Origin of the sequence: Streptomyces sp. NPDC000410, assembly GCF_040300305.1 — a bacterium.
In the GTDB taxonomy this organism is placed as follows: domain Bacteria; phylum Actinomycetota; class Actinomycetes; order Streptomycetales; family Streptomycetaceae; genus Streptomyces.
In genome coordinates this window covers 88,474-112,970 of the sequence record NZ_JBEPDM010000023.1, presented here as the reverse complement: position 1 = coordinate 112,970, position 24,497 = coordinate 88,474, and the positions used below count along the sequence as shown (strand labels likewise).

19 protein-coding genes, 1 tRNA gene and 2 pseudogenes are annotated in these 24,497 nt (G+C 72.9%); 6 read left to right on the top strand and 16 right to left on the bottom strand.

What is annotated here, in order from left to right; genetic code table 11:
* Positions 1-173: 173 nt before the first annotated feature.
* The gene (gene hppD / locus ABT342_RS22850; RefSeq protein ID WP_351576776.1) at positions 174-1,319 is read right to left on the bottom strand and encodes a 4-hydroxyphenylpyruvate dioxygenase; all 1,146 of its coding nucleotides are present in this window, start codon (positions 1,317-1,319) and stop codon (positions 174-176) included.
* A gap of 122 nt (positions 1,320-1,441) precedes the next feature.
* On the opposite strand from hppD, the gene ABT342_RS22845 reads away from it, so the two are divergent.
* Positions 1,442-1,936 (top strand): Lrp/AsnC family transcriptional regulator, encoded by a 495-nt coding sequence (locus ABT342_RS22845; protein WP_351576773.1) that lies wholly within the window; start codon positions 1,442-1,444, stop codon positions 1,934-1,936.
* On the opposite strand, the gene ABT342_RS22840 is transcribed toward ABT342_RS22845, so the two are convergent.
* The 6 genes from ABT342_RS22840 to ABT342_RS22815 all read right to left on the bottom strand — a co-directional run bounded on the left by ABT342_RS22840 (position 1,926) and on the right by ABT342_RS22815 (position 7,923).
* Entirely contained in the window at positions 1,926-2,717 is a 792-nt protein-coding gene (locus ABT342_RS22840) for a S16 family serine protease (protein ID WP_351576770.1), read from the bottom strand. The genes ABT342_RS22845 and ABT342_RS22840 overlap by 11 nt on opposite strands.
* Before the next feature lie 317 nt (positions 2,718-3,034).
* On the bottom strand, positions 3,035-3,676 hold the full coding sequence (locus ABT342_RS22835) for an IclR family transcriptional regulator (protein ID WP_351576768.1): 642 nt from the start codon (positions 3,674-3,676) through the stop codon (positions 3,035-3,037).
* Between the two features lie 263 nt (positions 3,677-3,939).
* A complete protein-coding gene (locus ABT342_RS22830) occupies positions 3,940-5,730 on the bottom strand; it encodes a DEAD/DEAH box helicase (protein WP_351576766.1) in 1,791 nt (596 codons plus the stop codon).
* A gap of 107 nt (positions 5,731-5,837) precedes the next feature.
* On the bottom strand, positions 5,838-6,221 hold the full coding sequence (locus ABT342_RS22825; RefSeq protein WP_351576763.1) for a type II toxin-antitoxin system death-on-curing family toxin: 384 nt from the start codon (positions 6,219-6,221) through the stop codon (positions 5,838-5,840).
* Positions 6,221-6,418 (bottom strand): Arc family DNA-binding protein, encoded by a 198-nt coding sequence (locus ABT342_RS22820; protein ID WP_351576789.1) that lies wholly within the window; start codon positions 6,416-6,418, stop codon positions 6,221-6,223. The genes ABT342_RS22825 and ABT342_RS22820 overlap by 1 nt, the downstream gene beginning before the upstream one ends.
* 41 nt (positions 6,419-6,459) lie before the next feature.
* Positions 6,460-7,923: an MFS transporter gene (locus tag ABT342_RS22815; RefSeq protein WP_351576760.1), complete on the bottom strand. Its 1,464-nt coding sequence runs from the start codon at positions 7,921-7,923 to the stop codon at positions 6,460-6,462.
* A 192-nt stretch (positions 7,924-8,115) separates the two neighbouring features.
* Between ABT342_RS22815 and ABT342_RS22810 the strand changes: the two genes are divergently transcribed.
* The 4 genes from ABT342_RS22810 (at position 8,116) to ABT342_RS22795 (ending at position 13,738) form a co-directional block, all read left to right on the top strand.
* Positions 8,116-8,187 (top strand) — tRNA-Cys (locus ABT342_RS22810).
* Between the two features lie 324 nt (positions 8,188-8,511).
* The gene (locus ABT342_RS22805) at positions 8,512-9,369 is read left to right on the top strand and encodes a protein kinase family protein (protein ID WP_351576758.1); all 858 of its coding nucleotides are present in this window, start codon (positions 8,512-8,514) and stop codon (positions 9,367-9,369) included.
* Positions 9,370-9,372: 3 nt separating this feature from the next.
* On the top strand, positions 9,373-11,640 hold the full coding sequence (locus tag ABT342_RS22800; protein WP_351576755.1) for a protein kinase domain-containing protein: 2,268 nt from the start codon (positions 9,373-9,375) through the stop codon (positions 11,638-11,640).
* A 49-nt stretch (positions 11,641-11,689) separates the two neighbouring features.
* Entirely contained in the window at positions 11,690-13,738 is a 2,049-nt protein-coding gene (locus ABT342_RS22795) for a serine/threonine-protein kinase (protein WP_351576753.1), read from the top strand.
* Here the strand turns inward: ABT342_RS22795 and ABT342_RS22790 are convergent.
* The 8 genes and pseudogenes from ABT342_RS22790 to ABT342_RS22755 all read right to left on the bottom strand — a co-directional run bounded on the left by ABT342_RS22790 (position 13,735) and on the right by ABT342_RS22755 (position 21,943).
* Positions 13,735-16,056 (bottom strand): xanthine dehydrogenase family protein molybdopterin-binding subunit, encoded by a 2,322-nt coding sequence (locus tag ABT342_RS22790; RefSeq protein WP_351576749.1) that lies wholly within the window; start codon positions 16,054-16,056, stop codon positions 13,735-13,737. The genes ABT342_RS22795 and ABT342_RS22790 overlap by 4 nt on opposite strands.
* Positions 16,053-17,615, bottom strand: coding sequence for a (2Fe-2S)-binding protein (locus tag ABT342_RS22785; RefSeq protein WP_502965591.1), 1,563 nt, complete (start codon positions 17,613-17,615; stop codon positions 16,053-16,055). The genes ABT342_RS22790 and ABT342_RS22785 overlap by 4 nt, the downstream gene beginning before the upstream one ends.
* Positions 17,612-18,490 (bottom strand): FAD binding domain-containing protein, encoded by an 879-nt coding sequence (locus ABT342_RS22780; protein WP_351576746.1) that lies wholly within the window; start codon positions 18,488-18,490, stop codon positions 17,612-17,614. Before ABT342_RS22780 ends, ABT342_RS22785 begins: the two co-directional genes overlap by 4 nt.
* Before the next feature lie 247 nt (positions 18,491-18,737).
* Complete coding sequence (locus ABT342_RS22775; protein WP_351576744.1) at positions 18,738-20,390, bottom strand: beta-N-acetylhexosaminidase; 1,653 nt, start codon at positions 20,388-20,390, stop codon at positions 18,738-18,740.
* A gap of 4 nt (positions 20,391-20,394) precedes the next feature.
* Positions 20,395-20,496 (bottom strand): annotated as a pseudogene (locus ABT342_RS22770) (carbohydrate ABC transporter permease); the annotation flags it as partial.
* 46 nt (positions 20,497-20,542) lie between these two features.
* Positions 20,543-20,807: pseudogene (locus ABT342_RS22765) on the bottom strand (extracellular solute-binding protein); the annotation flags it as partial.
* A 257-nt stretch (positions 20,808-21,064) separates the two neighbouring features.
* Positions 21,065-21,352 (bottom strand): DUF3039 domain-containing protein, encoded by a 288-nt coding sequence (locus ABT342_RS22760; RefSeq protein ID WP_063835429.1) that lies wholly within the window; start codon positions 21,350-21,352, stop codon positions 21,065-21,067.
* Positions 21,353-21,382: 30 nt separating this feature from the next.
* The gene (locus ABT342_RS22755) at positions 21,383-21,943 is read right to left on the bottom strand and encodes a YqgE/AlgH family protein (RefSeq protein WP_351576740.1); all 561 of its coding nucleotides are present in this window, start codon (positions 21,941-21,943) and stop codon (positions 21,383-21,385) included.
* Positions 21,944-22,231: 288 nt separating this feature from the next.
* On the opposite strand from ABT342_RS22755, the gene murA reads away from it, so the two are divergent.
* Positions 22,232-23,572: a UDP-N-acetylglucosamine 1-carboxyvinyltransferase gene (gene murA / locus ABT342_RS22750; protein WP_351576737.1), complete on the top strand. Its 1,341-nt coding sequence runs from the start codon at positions 22,232-22,234 to the stop codon at positions 23,570-23,572.
* Positions 23,573-24,109: 537 nt separating this feature from the next.
* Here murA and ABT342_RS22745 read toward each other — a convergent pair.
* A complete protein-coding gene (locus ABT342_RS22745; RefSeq protein WP_004571953.1) occupies positions 24,110-24,391 on the bottom strand; it encodes an HU family DNA-binding protein in 282 nt (93 codons plus the stop codon).
* Positions 24,392-24,497: the final 106 nt, after the last annotated feature.

Genomic DNA, 24,497 nt, shown 5'->3' with positions numbered 1-24,497 from the left:
CCCCGCCCCCCCCCCCGTGGGGGGGGCTCCGCCCCCGAACCCCCGCTCCTCAATCGCCGGAGGGGCTGGTTATGGGGGCCTGGGGGCACAGCCCCCAGTTCCGGGAAGGGGCGGGTAGGGGAACAAGCCCGCCGCAGGCGCCCCTCACCCCCCACACACAAACGCGGCGGCGCCTACAGATTGCCGCGCTTCGCCTGCTCGCGTTCGATCGCCTCGAAGAGCGCCTTGAAGTTGCCCTTGCCGAAGCCCATCGAGCCGTGCCGCTCGATGAGTTCGAAGAACACCGTCGGGCGGTCCTGGACCGGCTTCGTGAAGATCTGGAGCAGGTAGCCGTCCTCGTCCCGGTCCGCGAGGATCTTCAGCTCGCGCAGGGTGTCGACCGGGACGCGGGTGTCGCCGACCCACTCCCCCAGCGTGTCGTAGTACGAGTCGGGCGTGTCCAGGAACTGGACGCCGGCCGCGCGCATGGTGCGTACCGTCTCCACGATGTCGTTCGTGGCGAGTGCGATGTGCTGGACACCGGCCCCGCCGTAGAACTCCAGATACTCGTCGATCTGCGACTTCTTCTTCGCGATCGCGGGCTCGTTGATCGGGAACTTCACCTTGAGCGTGCCGTCGGCGACGACCTTCGACATCAGCGCCGAGTACTCGGTCGCGATGTCGTCGCCGACGAACTCCTTCATGTTCGTGAAGCCCATGACCTTGTTGTAGAAGGCCACCCATTCGTTCATCTTGCCGAGCTCGACGTTGCCGACGCAGTGGTCGATCGCCTGGAACGTGCGCTTGGCCGGGGGCGCGACGAGCGGCTCGACCGCGGCGAAGCCGGGCAGGTAGGGGCCGTCGTAGCCGGAGCGGTCGACCAGGGTGTGGCGGGTGCTGCCGTACGTCGCGATCGCGGCGAGCACGACGGTGCCGTGCTCGTCCTTGACCTCGTACGGCGCCTCGATCCCGCGCGCGCCGTGCTCGACGGCGTACGCGTACGCCGCACGCGCGTCCGGCACCTCGATGGCGAGGTCGACCACGCCGTCGCCGTGCGCGGCGACGTGGTCCGCGAGGAAGCGGCCCCGGTCGGTGGTGGGCTTGATCACGGAGGTGAGCACGAAGCGGGCGGCGCCGTTGGTCAGGACGTACGACGCGGTCTCCCGACTGCCCGTCTCCGGTCCGGAGTAGGCGACGAGCTTCATGCCGAAGGCCGTGGAGTAGTAGTGCGCGGCCTGCTTGGCGTTACCGACGGCGAAGACGACCGCGTCCATCCCCTTGACCGGGAAGGGGTCTGCCTGCCGGGCGGTGTGGGGGGTGTCAGCCAGGATCTCAGTCATGGCCGCAGACTCCCCCCGTTCCACAAGGTGCGCAATAGTTTGTGTATCGACTGGGCAACCTGCCCAGCAGATGCCCGTTTTACAGGGGCGTTCTGTACAGGATGACCACCCGGAGGGCCCTCGTGGCGATCGATCATCTGGACGGCCGGCTCATCGTGCTCCTCGCCCGGGAGCCGCGGATCGGCGTGCTGGAGGCGTCCCGTCGGCTCGGCGTGGCACGCGGCACGGTCCAGGCACGGCTGGACCGGCTGCAGTCGAACGGCGTCATCCGGGGCTTCGGGCCCGATGTCGACCCGGCGGCGCTCGGCTATCCCGTCACCGCGTTCGCGACGCTGGAGATCAAGCAGGGACAGGGCGCGGACGTACGGGCGCATCTGAGCACCGTCCCCGAGGTGCTGGAGCTGCACACCACCACCGGGCACGGCGACATGCTCTGCCGACTGGTCGCCCGCTCGAACGCGGACCTTCAGCGCGTGATCGACCGGGTCGTCGGGTTCGCCGGGATCGTGCGGGCGTCCACGGCGATTGTCATGGAAAACCCCGTGCCGCACCGGGTCATCCCGCTGGTGGAGCAGGCCGCGCGGGACTCCGAGGCCGACGGCGGGGTCAGCAGGTAGGGACCTTGGTCTCGTCCCGCTGCAGGAGCCGGAGCGACTCCACGGCGTCCTTCAGCGTGGTGACGGGGATCAGCCGCATCGTCTTGGGGAGCGAGGCGTGCGCGTCGTAGCACTCGGCCTTCGGGACGAGGAACACGGTCGCCCCGTCGCGGGCCGCGGCCTGCGTCTTGAGGGCCACGCCGCCGACCGCGCCGACCTTGCCGTCGGCGGTGATCGTGCCCGTACCGGCGATGTTGCGGCCGCCGGTCAGCTCGCCGCCCGAGCCGTCGCCGTCGAGCTTGTCGACGATGCCGAGGGAGAAGAGGAGCCCGGCGCTGGGCCCGCCGACCTCCGCGAGGTTCAGCGCGACCTTCACGGTCTTCGGGTCCTCGCCGAGGTAGCCGAGGGCTGCCTGCACCGCGCTGTCCTGCGACTCCTTCATCTGGGCGGTGTTGTACTTCTCGATGTCCTTGTCGGACTTCCCGGCCGGGTAGACGGAGTCCCGCGGCAGCACGGCCCGGTCCTCCCGGATCCAGGCGTCGACGACCTCGCCGAGGCCGACGTCGGCGGACGGCCCCGTCGCCACGATCGTGGTCATCCGCAGCTGCCCCTTGGTCTCCCGGGCCGTCGCCCCGGAGATCGAGATGACCGGCTTCCCCCGGTCCTTCCCCAGCACGTTCGTGGTCTGTCCGGGCTGAGCCAACGTGAACGGCAGCGGCGCGAGCCCGACGACGCCGAAGAGGGCGGCGACAGGGAGGGCGCAGACGGCGAGGGTCCAGGGGCGCGAGAGGCGGGAGAGCACAGCGCCAATCTAGTCGGTACGCGGCCGGGGCGTACGGGGGCCGGTGGGGCATCGTGGCCGGTGGGGCATCGTGGCCGGTGGGGCATCGTGGCCGGGCGCCTGCGGCGGGCTTCCTTCCCCTACCCGCCCCTTCCCGAAAACTGGGGGCAAGCCCCCAGACCCCCTGTACGGCCTTCGGCCGTGTCCTCAATCTCCCCCTACGCCCTGGCGGGCGTGGGGGGACCCCCAGACGGGCTGGAAAATCCAGCCCCGCCGGCGATTGAGGCGCGGGGTCCGGGGCGGAGCCCCGGCGGGGGTTCGGGGGCGGAGCCCCCGGGTCAGCGCAGGGCGTCGGCGACCTCGCGGGCCGCGTCCACCACGCGGGGGCCCACCCGTTCCGGGACGGAGTCGGCCAGCATGACGACTCCCACGCTGCCCTCTATCCCGGTGACGCCGATCAGCGGCGCCGCCGCCCCGCTCGCGCCCGCCTCCAGTTCGCCGTGGGTGAGGGTGTACGTGGGCTCGGTGAGGCCGCCCTGGCGGGCGGCGAGGATGGCCTTGCCCGCGGCGCCCCGGTCCAGCGGGTGGCGGAAGCCGGCCCGGTAGGCGACGTGGTAATCGGTCCAGGTCGGTTCGACGACCGCGACCGCGAGCGCCTCCGCCCCGTCGACGAGCGTCAGATGGGCCGTGGCCCCGATGTCCTCGGCGAGCGACCGCAGCGCGGGCAGCGCGGCCTCCCGCACCAGCGGGTGCACCTGGCGGCCCAGGCGCAGCACGCCCAGTCCCACCCGGGCCCGGCCGCCGAGGTCACGGCGGACCAGGGCGTGCTGCTCCAGCGTGGCGAGCAGACGGTAGACGACGGTCCTGTTGACGCCGAGTCGGTTGGACAACTCGGTGACGGTCAGACCGTGGTCGGTGTCGGCGAGCAGTTTGAGGACACGCAGTCCTCGGTCGAGCGTCTGGGAAGTTTCCGCGGTCACGACGCCCTCTCCTTCGGAGTGAAGTGGCGGCGACGCTCTGCGGGCGGGCAGCGGCACCGGTCCCACGGGCCACGCACGCTCGGAAAGGCCGCCGGCAGGCCCTGGCACACCGGCTGCGCTCCGAGGCGGCGCTGCCACGGGGCGTTGTCAATGCGGGGAATGTAGCGACACGCTCCGCTCAGCGGAAGACCTCGTCCAGAATCCGGGCATTGCGACCGCTCCAAATCACCCAATGCCCGGCATTCGCCGCCGGACCGGGACATTCAGCGCATCCGCGTCGCCCACTCCTGCACCTTCTTGATCCGCTCACGGATCTGCCCCGCCGTCGCCTCCGCGCTCGGCGGCCCTCCGCACACCCGCCGCAGCTCGGTGTGGATCACCCCGTGCGGCTTGCCGCTCTGGTGGACGTACGCGCCGACCATCGTATTGAGCTGCTTCCTCAGCTCCAGCAGGTCCTTGTGCGAAACCACGGGACGCCGGTCGGCCGGAAGCTCCAGCAGATCGGCCTCCTCGTCCGGCTTCCTGCGGCTGTGCGCGATCTGCCGCGCCTGCCGCTTCTGGAGCAGCAGCTGCACCTGGTCCGGCTCCAGCAGCCCGGGGATGCCGAGGTAGTCCTGCTCCTCCTCGCTTCCCGGGTGCGCCTGCATGCCGAACTCGGCGCCGTTGTACATCACCCGGTCGAAGACCGCGTCGGACTCCAGGGCCTCGAAGGGCAGCATGTCCTGCTCCCCGGTGTCCTCGTCCTGCTGCTTCTCGGCCTCCGCCATCTCCTTCTCGGACTCGGCGTACGGGTCCTCGTCCCCGTCCTTCTTCGGCTTGTCGAGGACGTGGTCGCGCTCGACCTCCATCTCGTTGGCGAAGCCGAGCAGGTTCGGGATCGTCGGAAGGAACACGGACGCGGTCTCACCGCGCCTGCGCGAACGTACGAAACGGCCGACCGCCTGGGCGAAGAAGAGCGGCGTCGAAATCGTCGTGGCGTACACACCCACGGCGAGCCGTGGCACGTCGACACCTTCGGACACCATGCGGACGGCGACCATCCACCGGTCGTCGTTCTCGCTGAACTCGTCGATCCGCTTCGACGCGCCCGCGTCGTCGGAAAGCACGACCGTCGCCTTCGTGCCCGTGATCTCGCGGATGAGCTTGGCGTACGCGCGCGCCGAGTCCTGGTCGGAGGCGATGACCAGGCCACCCGCGTCCGGGATGCCCTTCCTGACCTCGGTCAGCCGCTGGTCGGCGGCGCGCAGCACGTTCGGCATCCAGTCGCCGCGCGGGTCGAGCGCGGTGCGCCAGGCCTGCGAGACGGCGTCCTTGGTCATCGGCTCGCCGAGCCGCGCGGCGACCTCGTCACCGGCCTTGGTACGCCAGCGCATGTTGCCGCTGTAGGAGAGGAAGATGACGGGGCGGACGACGCCGTCGCCCAGCGCGTTGCCGTAGCCGTACGTGTAGTCGGCGGCCGATCGCCGGATCCCGTCGTTGCCCTCCTCGTACGTCACGAAGGGGATGGGGTTCGTGTCGGAGCGGAAGGGCGTACCGGTGAGCGCGAGCCGGCGGGTCGCCGGTTCGAACGCCTCCAGGCACGCCTCGCCCCACGACTTGGAGTCGCCGGCGTGGTGGATCTCGTCGAGGATGACGAGCGTCTTGCGCTGCTCGCAGCGGTTGCGGTGCAGCATCGGGCGGACGCCGACACCGGCGTAGGTCACGGCGACGCCGTGGTATTCCTTGCTCAGCGGGCCCGCGCTGTAGTCCGGGTCCAGCTTGATGCCTATCCGTGCGGCCGCCGCCGCCCACTGCTTCTTCAGGTGCTCGGTCGGGGCGACCACGGTGACCTGCTGCACGACGTGGTGGTGCAGCAGCCAGGACGCGAGGGTGAGCGCGAAGGTCGTCTTACCGGCGCCCGGGGTCGCCACCGCGAGGAAGTCGCGGGGCTGCTCCTGGACGTACTTCTCCATGGCGCCCTGCTGCCAGGCGCGCAGCTTTCCGGCCGTGCCCCACGGGGCGCGGCCGGGGAAGGCGGGTGAGAGGTGATGGGAGGTGGTGGCGGTGGTAGTCACGGTCTCCGGTTCGACGCTCGTCCAGATACGACAACCGGGCCACCTTACCGGCGGCCCGGCTGGATCCCGGCGCGAACGCCCCGTAGACCCACGAGGTGGGACTCAGCTCACGTCGCCTCGTGCAGACCGCGCAAGCGGCGCGCGATCAGCGTGACGTCCTCCAGATCACCGGTGGCCACCTCGATGACCAGTTTGTACGCCTCGTCCTGGTCGACATCGACCATCTCGGTACCGTTGAAGTCGAGGAAGACGACCGTGCACATCCAAGCCATGCGCTTATTGCCGTCCACCAGCGGGTGGTTCACCGCCAGCGACTGGAGCAGGGCCGCGGCCTTCTCGAAGAGCTCCGTGTACGCCTCGATGCCGAACATCTGCGACTGCGGCCGGTGCAGCGCCGAGCTGAGCAGACCCAGGTCCCGTACCGCGACCTGCTGGCCCGCGCAGGCGAGCTCCGCCAGGTCCAGGGCTTCCTGGACGGTCAGGTACTTCACTACTCCCCCAGGCGCTTCAGCAGGTCCGCATGACGCACCGCGTACTTGGCGCCGAGCTTGCGGACCGCCTCACGGTCGGCCTCCTGCTCCAGATACCGGTCGATCGCCTGAAGCACTATGGCGTGCATGCTGCGCCCCTCTTCCTCGGCGCGGAGCTTGAGGGCCTCTTGCTGGTCGTCGCGGAGACGGAGGTTCATAGCCATACCGTGATGGTACCAATCATGGGGCCACTTTGGTATCACTCGTGCGAGGGAACGACCCTCAGCCTCGTCGCCACCCAGGCCCCCGCCAGCGCCACGCCCGCCATCGGCAGGAACACCGCCGCGAAGGCCACCGGGTGGGAGCCCGCTCCTCCGGCGGCGGACGCCGCGTGTGCGCCCACCGCGCCCCCGCCGAGCGCGGCGAACGCCGCGCCGCCCGCCGCGAGGAGCATGACGTTCGACAGCGCGTCCGAGATCTGCAGCGCCGCGGAGTTCGAGCCCGCCTCCTCCGGGGCGGACAGCTTCAGCAGCAGCACGCTCGAGGAGCTGATCACCAGCCCCATCCCGAAGCAGCCCCAGCCCCACGCGAGGCCGACGATCCACACCGGCACGGACGCGATCAGCACGCTCGGCGCGGTCGCTATCGCCGCCGCGACCAGCACCATGCCCGCGACCGTGAGCTTCTCCCGGTGCGGCTCCACGCGTGGCCGGGACTGGACGTACGAGCCCAGCGCCCAGGTCGCCCCGCCCACCGCGAGTGACATCCCGGCGAGCGTCGGCGACAGGCCGCGCTGGGTGACCAGCATCAGCGGTACGAAGGACTCCGCGGCGATGAACGAGCCGGCGGCCACGCCGCGCAGCAGCACCACGGAGGGCAGCCCGCGCGCGCCCCGGAACGTGCCCCGTGGCAGCAACCCCAGCGCGGCGGGCACGAGCAGCCCGGCGCCCACCAGCGCCGGGAGCAGCGACAGCCACGTGAGGTCCTGGGCGGCGTACTGGAGCAGCCCGGTCCCCAGCGAGATCGCGAACGCGAGCCGGACGCGGCGCGCGTCGAACGCCGGGGCGGGTGCGGTCGCGTCGACGGGCCCCGACGCCGTGCGCCGTATCGCGGGCAGCGCGAGGGCCAGGGGCACGACGACCAGCACCGGGATGCCGATGAACACCCAGCGCCAGCCGAGCTGTTCGGTGACCGTGCCGGACACGAGCGGACCGATCACGGAGGGAATCACCCAGCTCGCGGCGAACGCGGCGATGATCGGCGGCTGCAACCGTGCCGGGTAGGCGCGGCTGACGACGACGTACAGCGCGACGATCACCAGCCCGCCGCCCAGTCCCTGCACGGCCCGTCCGCCGATGAACTGCCACATCGTCGTGGCCGTTCCGGAGAGCAGCAGTCCGGCGGCGAACGCCGAGATCCCGGCGGCGAGCGGGCCGAGCGGTCCACGCCGGTCGGCCCACTGCCCGGAGACGACCATCCCGAAGAGGCTGGTCGTGAAGTACGCGGAGAAGCCGAAGGCGTACAGCCCCACGCCGTTCAGCTCGCGCGCGGCCACGGGCATGGCCGTGCCGACGGCGGTCGCCTCGAACGCGACGAGCAGGACGACGGAGACCATGCCGATGCTGAGGGCACGGTAGGCGCGCCCGAGCACGCCGTCGCTGCCGTCGCCGGTGCCGGCGCTGGGGGCGAGAACGTCTTCGTCGCGCGATTCGAGGGCTGTCATGGGCCAAGGGTAAGGGGCATGCGCGGTAATCACCCCTGTCGCGCGACCGATCCTCGACCGACCGCCGGACCTAGGACCGACGGAGGAGGGACGCGGGACCATGAACGGCGTATGGCAGTCGTGTTGCAGCCCCGGCGATCTCCTTGAGCCGGTCCGGGGGCGGCCCCTACGTTCAATGCGTACGACAAACACGGCCGTGTGCCCGAGTGGCTCAGGGAATCGCCTGCAAAGCGATGTACGCCGGTTCAATTCCGGTCACGGCCTCTACGTTGGCGCCCCCGGGGGCCTCCTGCCGGGGGTCCGGGGGTCGCCCCCGGGACAACACAGCCGGTCACGGCCTCCATGCCGGCGCCCCCAGGCGCCCCCTGCCGGGGGTCCGGGGGTCGCCCCCGGGACAACACAGCCGGTCACGGCCTCCATGCCGGCGCCCCCAGGCGCCCCCTGCCGGGGGTCCGGATCTCCGGAAAACACCGCCGGTCACGGCCTCGACGGAGCCGCCCCGCACCCGCAGGGGTGCCATCGCCGTCTCCGGCCCGGGACCGCCCCAGTAGGCTCCTCCTGTTCGGTACTGCCACGGGGGATTCGCACATGGAACAGCTCGGCCCGTACGCGCTCATCACGCGTCTCGACCCGCCTGACTCCCGCGTCCCCCACCGGCGGTTCATCGCGCGCAGCGCCGACGGCGAACGCACCGTGCTGCTCTCCGCGCCGCTGCCGGGCGCGGATCCCGCGAGGTTCGCGGCCGAGGCCGACGCGGCCAGGCGGCTGTTCGGCCCCTGGGTCCTGCCCGTCGCCGAGCTCGCGCCACCCGGTGCGAGTGGCGAGGCGTGGTACGCGTCCCCGTACCTCCCCGCGCTCCCCCTGCCCGTCGCGCTCACGGTGCACGGCGGACCGCTGCCGGAGCATTCGGTACGGGCGATCGGTGCGGCGCTCGCGGAGACGCTGGCCACCGCCCACACGCAGGGCACCACGCACGCGGGCCTCTCGCCCGCCGCCGTGCTCCTGGCCGCGGACGGGCCCCGGCTCACCTGCTTCGGCGCGGTACGAGCCGCCGCACCCGAGGGCGAGGCACGCACCGGCCGCACCGGGCTCGAACCGGGCAGCCTCGCCCCCGAGCAGGCGTCCGGCGGGCTGCCCCGGCCGCCCGGCGACATCTACGCCCTCGGCACGGTCCTCGCGTACGCCGCCACGGGCCACACGGTCCCGGAGAGCACCGAACTCCCCGCCTCCCTGCGCCCCCTGATCTCCGCCTGCCTCACCAGGGACCCGGCGAACCGCCCCACCGCGGCCGGTGTCCTCACCGCGCTCGCACCCCCCACCCCGCACGGCACCGTGCTCACCACCGCCGGACCGATGCTCACCCCCGGCTGGCTCCCGGGCCGGATCGTGGCGGCGATCGCCCGCCAGTCCGCCTCGGTCCTCGCCGCCGAACTCAGGACCGCGTGACGCATGCTCTCCCCGCTGACCCACGAAGACCCCGCCCACCTGGGCGCGTACCGGCTCATCGCCCGCCTCGGCAGCGGCGGCATGGGCACGGTCTACCTGGCCCGGACGCGCGGCGGCCGCACGGTCGCGCTCAAGACCATGCACGCGGCCATCGCCGGCGATCCCGCCGCCCGGACCCGGTTCCGCCTGGAGACCGACGCGGCCCGCATCATCGGCACCCAGCACGGCGCGGCCGTCGTCGACGCCGATCCGCTCGCCGAGACCCCGTGGCTCGCCACGGAGTACGTCCTCGGCCCGCCCCTCGACGACGCGGTCACCCTGTGCGGCCCCCTGCCCGAGCCCTCCGTCCGCGCGCTGGGCGCCGCGCTCGCCGGAGCCCTGGCCCAGCTGCACTCGTCCGACGTCGTCCACCGCGACCTCAAGCCCTCGAACGTCATGATCACGGCCCACGGCCCCAAGGTCATCGACTTCGGCATCGCCCGCGCGGCGGGAGACGAGCGTCTGACGCGCCTGGGCGTCGCCGCCGGCACCCCCGCGTTCATGTCCCCGGAGCAGGCCACCGGGCAGGAGCACACCCCCGCCGGTGACGTCTTCGCGCTCGCCGGAGTCCTGGTGTACGCCGCCACGGGCCACGGCCCGTTCGGCACCGGCCAGGCCGCGGACCTGATCTACCGGGTCCGCTATGCCGAGCCCGATCTGTCGGGCGTTCCCGCCCCGCTGCTCCCGCTCCTCGCCCGCGCCCTCGCCAAGGACCCCGCCGAGCGCCCCACCACGGCGCAGCTCGCCGCCGGACTGCACGACGGGCGCGGCGAGTTCGCCGACCACCTCCCGGACCTGCTCCTCGCCGAGATCGCCCGCCGCGCGACCGAGGTCTGGCAGCACGCCCCGTACCGCCTTCCGGCCCCCGCCCCGGCCACGGACCCGGGCCCGAGCCCGTTCGCCGAGACCGTCGCGGCCCACGCTCCCCCGACGGACCGCCCCGTGGACCGGCGCGTGGGCCGGCGCGTGGGCCGGCGCAGATTTCTGGCCGTCTACGGCGGATCGGCCCTCGCGGTGGTGGCCGGCGGCGTCGGTGCCTGGTCCTGGTTCAGCAGCGGCGAGGACAAGGGCGGTGCCGCGAAGGGCGGCACCGGCGCCCCGCCCTCGGGGGCCGCTCCGGAGCCCGGTCCGGGCAGGGACGCCCCCGCCGACAGGCGTCAGCCCTGGCGCAGGAACATCACCGGCCCGAAGAGCGGTCGGCCCGTGCTCGCACCCCTACCAGCCGGCGACGCCGTCGCGTTGATGACCGGCGAGGGGCTGCTCGGTCTCGCGGGGCGCAGCGGGGAGCGCCGCTGGCTCGTAGCGGCGGCGAAGGAACCCCTGCACGTCCACACGGACGGGAAGCAGTTCCACGCCCTGCTCCCCGGCGGCGGTTCGGGCGGGCATCGGCTGCGGCTCCACACCGTCGACCCCGTCAGCGGCCGGACGTCTCCCGCCGCCCCGTTCGCGACGTCCGCGCGGCCCCTGCTGGAGGCCGCGCTGCTGAGCGTCGCCGACGGCACGGCCTATCTCGCCGCGCAGCGGGCGGGAAGCTGGACCGTCTTGGCGGTCGACGTCCGTACGGGCAGGGAGAAGTGGAGCTCGCCGCTGCGCGCGTACGGGTTCGGGAGCGCCGGCGATCTCATCGTCGCGGCGCTCTCCGGCGGCCGCCTGGTCCTGCGCCGCCCGGCGGCGGGCGGCGGGGGCGTTGACATCAGCGCCTTCGACACCCGGACGGGGCGGCAGGTGTGGGAGACGACCGTACGCGGGGAGACGACCGCGGCACCCGCGTACGTGCCGAACGGTCTCGCCGCGGACGGCACGCACGTGTACGTGGGCGGCGGCCGGGTCCAGGCGCTCCGGCTCGGTGACGGCGCGGTCGCGTGGACGTTCGGCGCGGGCCGGCCGGCCGGCGCGTACGGCATCGCACCGGCCCTGCGGGGCGGAGTGGTGTACGCGGTGGAGAAGGGCAGCGGCGTCGTCGCCCTGGGCGCCGCCGACGGGAGGCTCCGCTGGGAGGCGCGCACCGAAGAGCGGCCGGATCTCGCGGTTCCGCCCGTCGTCGACGGCAAGCACGTCTTCGTCACGGCCGACGGCACCGTACGCGCGGTCCTCCTCGCGACCCACAAGGAGGACTGGTCCTTCACGCCGAGGTCGTCGAGCCTCTCCCTGCACGAGAGCGCCCAGCGTCTGATCCAGACGGACGGCAAGGAGGTCGTCGCGATCCGCCTCGACTTCAGTTCCCTGCTCTGACCCTCCTTGGCCCTCCTCTCCTGGACAGCACCGACAGAAGGACATCCGGATGAACCCGCTCGGCCCCGGCGATCCGCTCCGGCTCGGCCCGTACCGCCTCGTCGGCGTGCTCGGCGCCGGCGGAATGGGCAAGGTCTACTTCGGCCACGACGCCCACGGCCAGGCCGCGGCCGTCAAGGTCCTGCTGCCCCAGCTCGCCCATGACCAGCACATGGTGCAGCGGTTCCTGCGCGAGGCCGAGGCGGCGCGGGCCGTCACCGGTGAGGGGGTGGCGCGTGTCCTGGCCGCCCAGACCGAGGGCGGCCGCCTGTGGATCGCGTCGGAGTTCCTCGCGGGACCGACCCTGGAGCAGGCCGTGGGCACGTACGGGCCGCTGCCCGACGAGGCCGTACGGGCACTGGCGGGGTCCCTCTCCGAAACGCTCCGGACCATCCACGCCGCCGGGCTGATCCACCGCGATCTCAAGCCGGCGAACATCGTGCTGACCTCGCGGGGCCCGCGCGTCATCGACTTCGGCATCGCCCGGCCCGAGCACGGACTCACGCTCACCACCACCGGCCAGGTCCCGGTGACGCCCGGCTACGGAGCACCCGAGCAGGTGCTGGGGCAGCGCGTCGGGCCGGCCGCGGACCTCTTCTCGCTCGGCGCCGTCCTGGCGTTCGCGGCGAGCGGCGCACCGGCCTACTCCGGCGCCCATGTGGCCGCCGTGCAGTACGAGGTGGTGCACGGCGAGCCGGATCTGAGCCGGGTCCCGGAACCCCTGCGCCCGCTGATCGGCCCCTGTCTGGCGAAGGATCCCGCCTTCCGCCCCTCCCCCGACCAGATCCGCGCGGCCTTCGCGCCCCCGCGGCGCGCCGAACGGATCTGGCAGCAGGGTCCGTTGGCCACCGACATCAAGCAGCGCGAGACCGGCGCCCAGCAGTGGGCGACCCTCCCCGGCACCGTCGTGGCCCAGTCCCCGTCCCCGAACCGCCGCCGGTTCCTCGGGCTCGCGGCCGGCGCGGCCGTACTCGCCGCAGGCGGGGGCACCGCCGCCTGGCTGCTGAACGACGAGGACGAGCAGACCAGGTCCGCCTCGGCGAAGGACCCGAAACCGGCCCCGGCGGGAACGCGCGTCTGGGGTCCGCTGGCGATCGCCGACCCCTGGAGCCCGCCCGCCCGCACCGCCGACGGCGTCGTGATCTTCGGCGCGAAGGACGGTGGACTCGTCGCCTACGGAGCGGCCGACGGCAAGAAGAAGTGGGAGCACCTGAACATCACGCCGTCCTCCGAGTTCCTGGTACTGCCCGGCGGCGCGTTGGTGGCAGCGGACGCCGCCGGGACGGTGCACGCCTTCAGCCCGTCGACCGGCAAGGAACAGTGGTCCGCGAACGTGGACGCGTTCGTGATCCTCGCGGCGGACGACGACGCGCTGTACGTGATGACGCGGGACCTGAAGATCCGCGCCGTCGACACGAAGACCCGCAAGACGCTGTGGACCGTGTCCGACAGCTTCGGCTCCGGGTACGCCGCCGCGGGCGACGGCCATCTGGTCCTGGCCTCCGACAAGGGAAACGTCACGACACTCGACGTCCGCTCGGGACGGCAGGTCTGGGAACGCCGCGGCGTGGCGGACTACGGCGCCGTGCCGGTGATCCATGACGGCACCGTCCTCATCGGAGGCACCTCCCTGAGGAAGGTCCGCGTCGAGGACGGCAAGGACGTGTGGACGGTGCCCCCGGGCCTCGGCGCGTCCGAGTGGGGCTCCGCCACCATCGAGGGGGACCTCGTGTACGTGGTCTCCTCGTACATGCTCCACTGCCGTCGTCTGAGCGACGGCGCGAAGGTCTGGGCCACCGCCATCAACGCCCTGTACGCGCCGATGGACGCCCCCCAGATCGTCGGGGACTACGTCTGTACGGTCACCGCCGAGGACCCCAAGTCGTTCGACGCCGTCGCACTGCGCAAGGACACCGGCAAGAAGGCCTGGACGCAGCGTCAGGGCAGCCGCAAGTCGCTGAAGCTGACGACCGACGGCGCCAGGCTCATCCTGCTGCAGAACGAGACGGCGACGGTGATCTCGGGCGGAACCCGCCAGGCGGCGCCAGAGAGGTCCTAGGGCGCCGCCACCGCCGCCTGGGGCCGGATCGGCAGCCGGTTGACCGGGCGGCCCGTGGCGGCCCGGACCGCCGCCGCCACCGCCGCCGGCGAGGTCACGACCGGGACCGCCGAGGCCGCCTTGGCGCCGAAGGGGGCCACCACGTCGCGTTCCTCGACGAGTTTGGCGATGTGGATGTCCGGGGCGTCGAGGGCGGTCGGGAGTGCGTAGCCCGTGAGGTCGGGGTGGCGGACGAGGCCGCGGGCCGTGCGGAGGTTCTCGGTGAGGGCCGCGCCGACGCCCTGGGTGACGCCCGCCTCGATGCGGGTGGCGAGCTGGGCGGGGTTGAGGACGCGGCCGACGTCCTGGGCGACGGTCATCTCGACGACGCGGACCGAGCCGAGTTCGATGTCGACGTCGACGACCGCGCGGATGGCGCAGAAGGCGAGACCGACGAAGGCGTCGCCCTGGCCGTGGTCGTCGAGGGGCTCGGTGGGGTGCGGACGGCACTGGGCGGTGGCCCACAGTTCCTTGCCGTCCATCGCCTCCATCACGGTGGTGGACAGGACGCCGTCGTAGGACGTGATCTTTCCGTCCGTGATCTGGAGCAGCTCGGTGGACATGCCGAACTTGTGCGCCAGCGGCTGCAGGAGCTGCGTACGGACCATCTTGGCCGCGCGTTCCACCGCGCCGCCGGACACCCAGGTGTGGCGGCCGTGCGTGGCCGGTCCCGCCGGGGGCTGGTCGGTGTCGACCGAGGCGACGTGGACCTCGTCCAGGCCCAGGATCTCCTGGACGATCTGGCGGGCCAGGGTGGAGAAGCCCTGGCCGGTCTCGACGGCCGCGCAGATGACCGTGGCGACGCCGTCGTGGACCTTGACCGTGGCCGTGGAGACCTCGTCCGTGCCCTCGGCGCCGAGCATGTGGACCATGCCGAGCGCGTAGCCGACACCGCGGCGCACCGCGCCGGGTTCGCCCGCGCCCTCGGGTCCGCCGGGCAGCAGCCAGGCGTCCTCGGGGGTGTCCATGGGGAGGGCGGGCAGCGGGTAGTCGCGGACGGCCTGGAGGAGTTCGGCGACCGGGGCCGGGCAGGTGACCGTCTGGCCGGTGGGCAGGATGTCGCCGGTGGCGAGCGCGTTGCGCAGGCGCAGTTCGGCGGGGTCCAGGGACAGCTTCGCGGCCAGCTTGTCCATCTGGGCCTCGTACGCCGCGCACACCTGCATCGCGCCCTCGCCGCGCACATGGCCCGACGGCGGGTTGTTGGTGCGGACGGCCCAGCCCTCGATGAAGGCGTGCGGGACGACGTACGGGCCGCAGGCGAAGGCCACGGCGGCGGCGAGCGACTCCGACGACGCGTCGGCGTAGGCGCCCGCGTCGAGGAGGATCTGGGCCTCCACCTTGACCAGCTTGCCCTCGGCGTCCGCGTGGTGGCGGTAGCGCAGCAGGGTGGGGTGGCGGTGGGCGTGGCCGAGGAAGGACTCCTCGCGGGTGGCGGCGAGTTTGACCGGGCAGCCGGTGCGCAGGGCGAGCAGGCCGAGCGGGATCTGGAAGCCCGGGTCCTCGCGGTCGCCGGTCGCGCCGGGGACGCCCGTGACCACGACCTTCACCTGTTCCGGCGACAGGCCGAAGCAGGCCGCCGCCAGGTCGCGGTCGGTGTGCGGGTCGGTGGAGGCGGTGTAGAGCTCGACGCCACCGTCGGGGCGCGGTACGGCGAGGCCCGCCTCGGCGCCGATGGGCGCGGGGTCCTGGCGGCCGATGCGGTAGAGCCCCTCGACGACGGTCTCGCCGGTCGCGTCGGGGTCGCCGAAGCTGAGCGGGATGTGGCGGATCAGGTTGCCGTCGGGGTGCAGCGGCTCGGCGGCGAAGGCCTTCTCGGGGTCGGTGACCGGTTCGAGGACCTCGTACTCGACCGCGATCGCGGCCGCGGCGAGGCGGGCGGTGTCGGGGTGGTCGGCGGCGACGGCGGCGATCGCCTCGCCGTGGTGCCGGACGGTCTCGGAGGCGAAGACCGGACGGTCCGCGACGCGGCGGCCGTAGGCGGCGTCACCCGGGACGTCGGCGTGGGTGAGGACGGCCCGTACGCCCGGCATTTCGGCCGCGGCGGAGGTGTCGATCGACGTGATGCGGGCATGGGCGTGCGGGGAACGCAGGATCGCCGCCCACAGCAGGCCCTCGGCCCACAGGTCGGAGGCGTACGGGAACGTCCCCTCGGTCTTGGCGCGCGCGTCGGCCGCCGCGAGCGACGCGCCGATGCCGTGGGCGGGCAGCTCCTGGTCGGGGCCGTCGACCACCTGGGGCGTCACCTGCGGCGTCGCGGTGATGGCCGCGTCGTTGCTCACACCATGCCTCCGTCATGCGGGTGGGGCTGCACACTACCCGCACCCGGGGGCGCCTGGTGCGGGATGCGGGCCTCATCGCGGGCCTCGCCGGCCGGGCGGGAGCCGTCGGTGGGCTCCGCGGCGGCCGCGCTCGCCGCGCGCTCGGCCACGACCTCGCGCACGGCGTCCAGGACGCCTCGGTAGCCGGAGCAGCGGCAGAGGTTGCCGCAGAGCGCCTGGCGGGTCTCCAGCTCGGTGGGGGCGTGGTTGCCCTCCAGCAGATCGTGGACGGTCATGGCCATGCCCGGGATGCAGAAGCCGCACTGGACGGCTCCGCACTTGGCGAGGGCCCGCTGGACGTCGGACGGCTCGCCGTCGGCGGCGAGGCCCTCGACCGTACGGACCTCGGAGCCGGCCGCCGTGGCCGCGGGGACCAGGCAGGACGCGACGAGGCGGCCGTCGACCTGGACGTTGCACGCGCCGCACTCGCCCTGCGAGCAGCCGTCCTTGGCGCCCGCGAGGCCGAGGCGCTCGCGCAGGACGTAGAGCAGGGACTCGCCGACCCAGGCGTCGGTGACGGGGCGGTCGGCGCCGTTCACACGCAGGACGTACGAGGTGTGGGGGTGCTCGTCGTTGGCGGGGGCGACGAGGACGTCGGCGGCCGTCTCGGCCGGGGCGTCGTCGGCCTCGGCGGGGGCTTCGGCGGGGATGTCGGCGGAGGCCTCGACGGGGGTCTCGGCGGACGCGGCCGGTTCGGGCTCGGGCTGCGGGGCCGTGGCCTGTACGGGCGCCTCCGCCTGTACGGGGGCCTCGGGCTGCACGGGGGCCGGTTCGGGCTCCTGGGCCGCCTCCGGCGCCGCTACGGGCTCCGTTTCCGGTGCCGCCGCGGGCGCGACGGCCTCGGCCTCCGGCACCGGCGCGGCGGCCTGCGGGGCGGGGGCCTCCGGAGCGGGGGCCGGCTCCTCGACCGCCCACGGCGCGGGCGCACCGCCCGGCAGCGTCGCCGGGTACGCCTCCGTCACCTGCGGGGTCGTCGCCCACGGCGCGGGCGCGCCGCCCGGCAGGGTGGCCGGAGGCGCACCGGCGCCCCACTGCGCGGCCAGCGCCGAGGTCGTGAACTCGCCCGACTCGTCCGGGAGATCCCCCTGGGCCACCGGGATCGTCCACTGGCCGGTGAGCTCGGACGGCCCGGCGGCCGGGACGGACTCGGCCTCCGGGAAGGTCCACTGGCCCGTGGCGTGCGGGTCGTGCGGGTCGCGCGGCGCGGGCTCGGCGGCGGCCGGCTCGGGCCACGTCTGCGCGTCCGCCTGCGGCACGCTCCAGGCGCCCGTCGCCGCCGGGTCCGTACCGGCGGCAGGGGTGAGCGGGGTGATCTGCGGCGGTACGTAGCCGTGTCCGGGTGCGGCGAGCGGGGTGTCGAACGCGCCTTCGGGCGGCAGCTGGACGAAGGCCGTGGCGTCGGAGTCGTACTCGCCCTGCGGGATGGGCTGCCAGCCGCCGTCCTGCGGCACAGGCTGTGCGGCCTCGTTCTCGTAGTTCTCGTACTCGTTGTTCTCGTACTCGTTGCGGTCCGTGGTCACGACAGCGCCCTCCCCAGTGCTCGCCGGGCCAGCGCGGCGACCGTGCGCCGCAGGTGCAGGATGGCGGGCGGCAGCTGCTCGTCGCCCTGCGGGTCGGGGATGCACGCCGCCGCCACGTACTCCCCGAAGGCCGCCAGCGCCTCCGGCGCCAGGCCGCGGTCGCCGTCCCAGTCGATCAGCGAGGCGATCCAGCGCTCCGCCTCCAGCGGGCGCAGCGGCATCGGAGCGATCGCGCCGACCGCGCACCGCACGCCGCGCCTGGCCGGGTCGAGGACGACGGCGACGGACGCCGACGCCCTGCCGGGGCCGGTGCGGCCGGTGACCTTGAGGAAGACCTGCGGGGCGTGCAGCAGCGGTACGCGTACGAAGCCGATCAGCTCGGCCGGGCCGAGCATCTCGCGGCCCGCCAGCAGATGGGAGACCGGGATCTCGCGGCGGGCGCCGCCCGGCCCCGCGATGACCAGGTCCGCCTCCAGCGCGGCGAGGACGGGCAGCGCGTCGCCGGTGGGGGCGGCGGTGGCGATGTTGCCACCGAGGGTGCCGGCGTTGCGGATCTGCGGGGGGCCCGCGGCGCGCGCGGACGCGGCGAGCGCGGGGATGAGCGCGGCGAAGTCGGGCCGGCCCATCCGGGCGTGGGTGAGGCCCGCGCCGAGGAGCGCGTGGCCGTCCTGGTACTGCCAGCCGCGGATCTCGTTGATGCGGCCGAGGCCGACGAGCCCGGCGGGCCGCAGGCGGCCCTTGTTGACGGCCGCCATCAGGTCCGTGCCGCCCGCGACCGGCACGGCGGCGGGCATGGCGGTGAGCGCCGCCACGGCCTCGTCGAGTGAGGTCGGCAGCGTCACGGACTGCGCCGCCTGCGGTGCGTGCGTGGTCAACCCAGCTGCCCCTTCCCGGTGTCCCGGCTGTCCGCCTGTGTTGCCGTACCGTACGTGCTCACAGGCCGGACGTGGCAACTCTGGCACATCTTGGGAGCGGTCCGACGCGAGGGTCCACGAAGGACGCATCCGTCCTTGACCTCCCGAGGGACGGCGAACGTCCGTTTTGGTGCGAGTTTTCCGTATGGCCGTCCGGTCGTCCACGGTCCCAGGGACCCGTGCGCGAGACGCCCGGATCGCACCCGGCTCACACGTTTGGGGGCGCCCCCTCGATCGGACGTCCGAGCACACCTTCGCGCTTCTGCCACGGCAACGGCCCGGTGGGCGGACGGTAGGCGACGCCGAGCGCGTCAAGACGCCTGTAGTGGGCCGTCATTCGCCGCTCGAAATCCGCGAAGTCGCGCTCGGCGGGGGCGGGGAGGGCGGACCAGGCGACTTCGGCGAAGGCGGCGAGGCGCGGGAAGACCTGGTAGTCGACGCGTGACCGGTCCTGCATGACCTCGGTCCACACATTGGCCTGGGCGCCCAGGACGCGGGCGGCCTCCGTGGGGTTCAGCTCCGGCGGAACGGGCTCGAAGCGGTAGACGTCCTCCAGGGTGCGTACGTAGCCGATGGGCATCGGTTCGTCCGGCCCTTCGGCCTGCCGGTGGTCGAAGTAGACCTGCTGCTCGGGGCACATGACGACGTCGTGGCCGGCGCGGGCGGCGGCGATCCCGCCGGCGTATCCGCGCCAGGACGAGACGGCGGCGCCGGGCGTCAGGCCCCCTTCCACCGTCCCGCCTTCGAGGATCTCGTCCCAGCCGATGAGGCGGCGGCCACGGGCGGCGAGCCAGGTGTCGAAGTGCCGGACGAACCAGGGCTGCAGCTCGTGCGCACCGGAGAGGCCGAGTTCGCCGATGCGGGCGCGGGCGGCCGGGGAGGCCTCCCACTGGTCCGTGGGGCACTCGTCGCCGCCGATGTGGACGAACGGCGAGGAGGCGGACGGGAAGAGGTCGAGGACCTCCTCCAGCACCCCTTCGTAGAAGCGGAGGGTGTTGTCGGTGGGGGCGAGTACGTGGTGACTGATGCCCCAGGTGTCCCAGACCGAGAGGGAGGCCGTGTCGACGACGTCGGCGTTGCCCAGTTCGGGATATGCGGCGATGGCTGCCTGCGAGTGGCCGGGGATGTCGATTTCCGGGACGACGGTGATATGCCGATCGGCGGCGTACGCGACGATTTCGCGGATGTCGTCCTGCGTGTAGTAGCCGCCGTGCGGTTTCTCGTCCCACAACTCCGAGGCCCGGTGGCCCCATTTCGTACGGGACCGCCAGGCGCCGATCCCGGTGAGGCGCGGGTGCCGCTTGATCTCGATGCGCCAGCCCTGATCGTCGGTCAGGTGGAAGTGGAAGACGTTCAGCTTGTGGGCGGCCAGGAGATCGAGGTAGCGCAGGACGTCCTCCTTGGGGAGGAAGTGGCGTGCGACATCGAGCATGAGTCCGCGCCAGGCGAACCGGGGCCGGTCCTCGACGACGACCATCGGCAGGTGCCAGTCGCGTGGCGGGCCGACGAGGGCGCGCCGGAAGGCCTCGGGCCCCAGCAGCTGACGGAACGTCTGGGCGCCCCAGAAGACCCCGGCCGCATCGCCGCCGTCGAGGCGGATGGCATACCCGTCCACGACGAGCCGGTACGCCTCCGGGGCGAGTGCGGGGTCGATGCGCAGGACGATCCGGTTGTCGTCGTCGTCGCCCTCGTGGAACGGCAGCCCGGTGGCGGGGCCGAGCACGGAGCGGAACCAGCGCGCGGTGCTCTCCGTGCCGGGCCCCGTCTCGATCAGCGTCTCCTGATCGAGCGGGAAGTCCCCGGGCCACGGCGGCACCCACCAGCCACGCTCCGGCGCCGGGACAAGATCTTCAAAACCCATGCCGTCAGCCCTTCACCGCGCCGCCCGGTCCGGAGACCGGCCGCCGCTGTACGAGTACGAAGAAGACGAGTACCGGAATCGTCATCACGGTCGACGCCGCCATGATCCAAGTCGCCGCCGATCGCCATCGCCACCTTGCCCGCGGCGAAGGCCGTCACCGACCGCTTCGCGGTCGGGTCGGTTTCCTTCGCCTCGGCCCAGGCCCCGAACTCCGCACTCACATCGGCGAGTCCGCCGCCCTTGATGCACCCGGCGGTGTCGGTGTTGCCGTACTCGATCAGATCGGGGGCGCTCCCGGGGTCATCGAAGGGGCGTGTTGTCGACCTCCTGGAAGAGCCGGACGCGCAGCGTGCCGCTCTGCTCGTCGGTCGTGGCGCGGTTGCCGGAGGTCTGCGGGGCGCATGCGACGGCGAGCACAAGTGCGGCGACCGGGGCGGCTGTTCAGGCAGGAAGTTTCACGGGCGTGGAATCCCCTCCGGTTACGTTGCAACATACGCAACGCTTGTTTCGCGTTGCACAACAGGCAGGAGGTCAGGGGCTCCGCGAACTCGCCGACAAGAGGTCTCGACCACTCTGTTCCCAACGACCACGACCACGGACCAAGGACCAACGGCAGACGGCCCCCGGGGACGCGTCTCAGCGCGCCCCGGGGGCCGTCCCGGTGGAAGGACCGGTTACTTCTTGTCCTTGCCGCCCTTGTCCTTGTCGCCGCCCGCACCCATGGACTCGTAGATCTCCTTGCACATCGGGCAGACCGGGTACTTCTTGGGGTCGCGCCCCGGAACCCAGACCTTGCCGCACAGTGCCACCACGGGAGTGCCGTCGAGGGCGCTCGCCATGATCTTGTCCTTCTGGACGTAATGGGCGAAGCGCTCGTGGTCGCCGTCGCCGTGCGACACCTGCGGCGTCGGCTCTACGAGGGTCCCCGTACCTGCCCCGCGCTCGGGCTCAAGAGTGCTCATAAGTGCCAAGGGTACTCAAGCGCTGCGGATTCAGTTGAGCGAAGGGTCGTCCGGATACGTCGCCACCATCGCGAGCTCGCTGCGCTGCCGGCGCAGCACCGAGCGCCACAGCCCCTCGGGCCGCGGCGACGACACATCGCCGGGCTCCGACTCGACGACGTACCACGCCCCGTCGCTCAGCTCGTCCTCCAGCTGGCCGGGGCCCCAGCCCGCGTACCCCGCGAAGATCCGCAGCGAGCCGAGCGCCGACGCGAGCAGCTCCGGCGGCGCCTCCAGGTCCACGAGCCCGATCGCGCCGTACACCCGCCGCCAGCCGAGCGGCCCCTCGTCGCCCGGGATGACGGCGAGGCCGAGCGCCGAGTCGAGCGAGACCGGGCCGCCCTGGAAGACCACGCCGGGCTCGCCGGCGAGGCTCGCCCAGGGCTCCAGGATGTCGCCGACACCGACCGGGGTCGGCCGGTTGAGGACCACGCCGAGGGAGCCCTCGTCGTCGTGATCGAGCAGCAGGACGACCGCGCGGTCGAAATTCGGGTCCGCGAGGGCGGGGGTGGCGACGAGCAGCCGCCCTGTGAGCGAGGACACCTCGGTCATGCGAGACATGATCCCGCATCTTCGCCCTCCGCGGGGAGCTGGCGGCACACTGCGATCCGACGCAGCTCAGGGCGCACCGCGGCAGCGGGAGCGCAGGGCGGCCCGGACGAGGCGAATGGTGACCGTCCGCGTGCGCGCCCGAACGGAGCGTATTGTGCCGAATTCATTACGACTGTGGGGCGTGCTTGGCCTTACGAGGCAGGGGTAGTCGGGCCTTAAGGTTTTCCCTGGCCCCTGCCCGACCTCCCCCTGGCTCTCCTGGGGGGACCCCTCCGGAACGCGAGATTCATGACCGGCACAGACGATGTACTGCTTGTCCACGGTGGAACCCCGCTGGAGGGCGAGATCCGCGTCCGCGGCGCCAAGAACCTGGTGCCGAAGGCCATGGTCGCCGCGCTGCTCGGCAGCGAGCCCAGCAGGCTGCGCAACGTGCCCGACATCCGCGACGTGCGGGTCGTCCGGGGGCTGCTGCAGCTGCACGGGGTGACGGTCCGCCCCGGCGACGAGCCCGGCGAGCTGGTGCTCGACCCGACGCACGTCGAGAGCGCGAACGTCGCCGACATCGACGCCCACGCGGGCTCCTCCCGGATCCCGATCCTCTTCTGCGGCCCGCTGCTGCACCGGCTCGGCCACGCCTTCATCCCCGGCCTCGGCGGCTGCGACATCGGCGGCCGGCCGATCGACTTCCACTTCGACGTGCTGCGGCAGTTCGGCGCGACGATCGAGAAGCGCGCGGACGGCCAGTACCTGGAGGCGCCGCAGCGGCTTCGCGGTTGCAAGATCCGGCTGCCGTACCCGTCGGTCGGCTCGACCGAGCAGGTCCTGCTGACGGCGGTGCTCGCGGAGGGCGTCACCGAGCTGTCGAACGCGGCGGTGGAGCCGGAGATCGAGGACCTCATCTGCGTCCTGCAGAAGATGGGCGCGATCATCTCCATGGACACGGACCGGACGATCCGGATCACCGGTGTCGACCGGCTCGGCGGCTACAACCACCGGGCGCTCCCGGACCGGCTGGAGGCCGCGTCCTGGGCGTCGGCGGCGCTCGCCACCGAGGGCAACATCTACGTGCGCGGTGCGCAGCAGCGCTCGATGATGACCTTCCTGAACACGTACCGGAAGGTCGGCGGCGCCTTCGAGATCGACGACGAGGGCATCCGCTTCTGGCACCCGGGCGGCTCGCTCAACGCGATCGCGCTGGAGACGGACGTCCACCCCGGTTTCCAGACCGACTGGCAGCAGCCGCTGGTGGTGGCCCTGACCCAGGCGGCGGGCCTGTCCATCGTCCACGAGACGGTCTACGAGTCCCGGCTGGGCTTCACCTCCGCGCTCAACCAGATGGGCGCGCACATCCAGCTCTACCGCGAGTGCCTGGGCGGCTCGGACTGCCGCTTCGGCCAGCGCAACTTCCTGCACTCCGCGGTCGTCTCCGGCCCGACGAAGCTCCAGGGCGCGGACCTGGTCATCCCGGACCTGCGCGGCGGCTTCTCCTACCTGATCGCGGCACTGGCGGCGCAGGGGACCTCGCGGGTGCACGGCATCGACCTGATCAACCGTGGCTACGAGAACTTCATGGAGAAGCTGGTCGAGCTGGGCGCGAAGGTGGAACTCCCGCACGGCGCGACCGTCTGACACCCCACACGCCCGCCGGGGCCCCGCAAAGGCGCCCCGGACCCGGCCGCGCCCGGGACGGCTGGGGGTCCGGGGGTCACCCCCCGGGACAGCACAGCATGGAGAAGCTGGTCGAGCCGGGCGCGAAGGTGGAACTCCCGCACGGCGCGACCGTCTGACACCCCACACGCCCGCCGGGGCCCCGCAAAGGCGCCCCGGACCCGGCCGCGCCCGGGACGGCTGGGGGTCCGGGGGTCACCCCCCGGGACAGCACAGCATGGAGAAGCTGGTCGAGCCGGGCGCGAAGGTGGAACTCCCGCACGGCGCGACCGTCTGACACCCCACACGCCCGCCGGGGCCCCGCAAAGGCGCCCCGGACCCCGGCCGCGCCCGCGACGGGACCCAGGGCACCCGCCGGGGCCCGGTAGGGCCCCGGAAAGGGGGGCAGGGCTCCCGAAGTCCCCCGGCCGGGGTGCGGGGCCCCTGGGGCCGGGCAGGGATACGGAAAGGGCGGCCACCCCCACGGGGTGGCCGCCCTCGTACGTACTGCCTCCGGGCTTACTTGCCCTTCGCGGCTTCCTTGAGCTTGGAGCCCGCGGAGACCTTCACGCTGTAGCCGGCCGGGATCTGGATCGGGTCGCCGGTCTGCGGGTTACGAGCGGTGCGAGCGGCACGGTGGGTGCGCTCGAAGGTCAGGAAGCCGGGGATGGTGACCTTCTCGTCGCCCTTGGCGACGACCTCGCCGACCGTCTCGGCGAGAGCGGCCAGCACGGCGTCGGCGTCCTTGCGGGTCACCTCGGCGCGGTCGGCCAGCGCGGCCACCAGCTCACTGCGGTTCATGTTGTTACTCCCGTGTTCTTCTTGCTGTTGAGGCGTGCCACGCGGCGGAGCCGCATACCAGGCACGGCGAAGCCGATGCTGCCAGGGCCCTCGGACAGTCCCCGGA